Origin of the sequence: Limnofasciculus baicalensis BBK-W-15 (genome assembly GCF_024178385.1) — a bacterium.
Taxonomy (GTDB): Bacteria; Cyanobacteriota; Cyanobacteriia; order Cyanobacteriales; family Coleofasciculaceae; genus Limnofasciculus; species Limnofasciculus baicalensis.
Genome location: NZ_JAMZMM010000712.1, coordinates 1 through 1320 on the forward strand (window position 1 = coordinate 1; position 1320 = coordinate 1320).

The 1320-nt window shown below is 43.2% G+C and carries 1 protein-coding gene; it reads right to left on the reverse strand.

From position 1 onward, the window contains the following. Positions 1 to 128: 128 nt before the first annotated feature. Positions 129 to 833 (reverse strand): proprotein convertase P-domain-containing protein, encoded by a 705-nt coding sequence (locus NJ959_RS29650; protein ID WP_254015349.1) that lies wholly within the window; start codon positions 831 to 833, stop codon positions 129 to 131. Between the last annotated feature and the right edge of the window lie 487 nt (positions 834 to 1320).

Here is a 1320-nt window from a genome sequence, read left to right on the forward strand (position 1 = left end):
CCCTGGCGGTTGTGCTTAGAGGCGGTTGTGCTTAGAAAAGTGGTAAATTCACGCCCAGAAACCCGACTTCTTCAAGAAGTCGGGTTTCTTAGCATCAGTGAGTTGTAGGTTTAGAGGATTAGGGAATCCTAATTGAGGTGATTATCCTCAGATTTTTGTCCCTTTTTGCGCATTAAAGTAGAACCAGCACCCATTGCGCCCATCGCTAACAAACCAAGGACAGAACCCGGTTCAGGGACAGGTTGACCAGTCACACTCAAATTCCAACTACCAAGGGGACCAGTATCTCCGCCTGCGTTGTCAGAAATCCTCAGTTGCCATGTTCCCTGAGATAACTCACCATTGAAGGCTGTAAGTGAGGGAGAGGCAATCGCGGCACTATTTGCACCAGTGGGGAAGTAATTCCCGCTAGGGATATTTTGACTACCATTAAGTCCCGCAGCCGTTGTCCAGAGATTTCCAGTAAATGCACTATTGAAACTGTAAGTCCCACCAAAGTTACTGCTGTCACCTATCCCTGAGCCAACTCGCCCCACCCGATTAAACAGACTAACGGTTGTGTTGGTTGTCACATTGGTCAGAGTTGCGACTAAATCTCCGATCCAGGTATGGTTGAGATTATTCAGGGTGACTGTGATATCGCTGATGTTCAAATTATCGGAGACAACGATATTGCTGCTGACACCAGTGGGATTACCATCAGGGATACTAAAGCCACTACCACTGTAGTTTATCGTTAGGGCTTGTGCTGACCCGGTACTGCCCAGTGCGATAAATGCAGCGGTGCCAGCGGCGGCAATTGATAAAGATTTCAGCAGAGTTGAAGTAGACATGTTTCTCAGTTCCTTAAAACACTAAAAGTTGACATTCGGACTTATTGAACTTGTCAGTGCATCCTTGATGCTCGATTCATATCAATCAATGGATTTAACTCCGGCAATTATTTATAATCTGATTGAACTTGTGAGTAGATGTTGCAGTTATCTCCGATTCCTTTATTACAATCAATCATGCCATTTACCCCCCCCCGTTTGTCAATAGCAATTTCAAAGATTTACACAATCTTTAAATTAGCCAGTAGAGATAAGTAGAATAAACCAGGTATTTTAAGTAAAAGCCTTGCACAATAAGGTTCTTGTCTGTAAAAATACCGAGAAAATTTTATAAAGTTCAGATGAAGATAATATAAAATTCGGATGAAGTTAGATAATATTAGGAAGTCAGAATCTATTCCCAGTCTCCATAAGACAACATTTCCACGATGAGGTTGACAGTGCTTTGCGGGTGAGTGACATACACAGAAACCCGGTTTCTACTCTG

Coding starts and splice junctions, on each gene's coding strand:
- NJ959_RS29650 (WP_254015349.1), bottom strand. CDS start 833: ATGTCTACTTCAACTCTGCTGAAATCTTTATCAATTGCCGCCGCTGGC.